The organism is Saccharothrix hoggarensis (genome assembly GCF_042678885.1).
In the GTDB taxonomy this organism is placed as follows: domain Bacteria; phylum Actinomycetota; class Actinomycetes; order Mycobacteriales; family Pseudonocardiaceae; genus Actinosynnema; species Actinosynnema hoggarensis.
Genome location: NZ_JBHTLK010000486.1, coordinates 1 through 1289 on the forward strand (window position 1 = coordinate 1; position 1289 = coordinate 1289).

Below are 1289 nucleotides of genomic sequence, written 5' to 3' on the forward strand. Positions count from 1 at the left end.
CGGCCAGGTCGGCGAGCCGGTCGGCGGTGATGGTGAGGCCGGTGCGGGCCAGGGCGGCGACGTCCCGTTCGGCCGACGCCACGGCCGCGACCGCCCGGCCGCCCAGCGCGATCCGGTGCAGCACGTTCTCCAGCGGGCGGAGGGGACGCGGGACGCGGTCGACCGGCTCGGGCCGGGGCGGCAGCTCCCGTCCGCCGGGATCGGTGACGTGCGAGTGCTGGAGCTGGTCCAGGTCCAGGTCCACGTGGTGCCGGAGGTCGGCGGGCAGGCGCAGGTCACCGGACACGGCGAGCGCGACGGCCGTGCCGGGGCGGTCCGGTTTGAGGCGTGCCACGACCCTGAGCCGCAGCCCGGCGGCGGACGCCAGCACCCGCAGGTTCTCGCCCGCACGCCCGCTGCCGCCGACGAGGTCGACGTGCGCGGTCCCGACGTCGACGCGCAGCGCGCCTCCTGCCGCGCCGAGCACCGTGCCGTCGAGGAACAGCAGGTCCGCGCCTGCCGGGCGGTGGGCGTCCGGGCGGGTGCCGGCGTGGAAGGCGTCCGCGACCTGGTCGGTCAGGGGTCGGTCCCACAAGCCGGTGAACGGCGGGGCGTCCCACTCGGCGGCGGACGCGGACACCGCCCGGACCGCCTTGCCCGCGCCCAGCCGGTGGTCCGGCGACGCCGTGCCGCCGGACAGCAGCAGCCCGGCCCGGCCCAGCCCGCGCTGGGTCAGGCCCGACTCGCCGATCGCCACCGGCCCGCCCGCGGCGGCGGCGACCCGTTCCGCGCCGCCCGGCATGATCGACGGCACCGTCCACCGCCCGCCCCGGTCGTCCACGAGGTGCGTGACGACGCCCGCGTAACCGGACGTGGTGATGACCGCCTCGGTGCACAGGCCGTACAGGCGGAGGGCCCCGATGGGCCGGTACTCGCGCCGCGCCGTGCCGCGCAGCTCGTCCGCCGGCCCGACGCCCGCGCGGAGGTCGTGGCACAGGAGCATCAGCTCGACCAGGTCGGCGGTCAGCACCTCGCGGTCGAACGACGACTCACCGGCCCGTGCGGCGGCCAGGGCTGCGGCGATGCGCAACCCACACGCGGCCGCCCGGTGCAGCCCCACGACGCGGGCCGAGTGGACTGCCCGCAACACCTCCGCCCGGACCACCGCGCCGCTGCCCGTGGCGCCGGCCCGCAACACCGCCGCGCACGCCTCCCACAACGCGCCCACAGCCGCCCGCTCGCCGGCGGACAGCGCGTCGGCGGTGGAGGTGGGCGGGGTGTCGGCGGTGGAGCCGCCGGTCGGATGCGCC

1 protein-coding gene is annotated in these 1289 nt (G+C 78.7%); it reads right to left on the reverse strand.

The features are described 5' to 3' along the window. Positions 1-1289: hypothetical protein (locus ACFQ3T_RS36660; protein WP_380730777.1), on the reverse strand; the 1289-nt coding region annotated here is incomplete at both ends.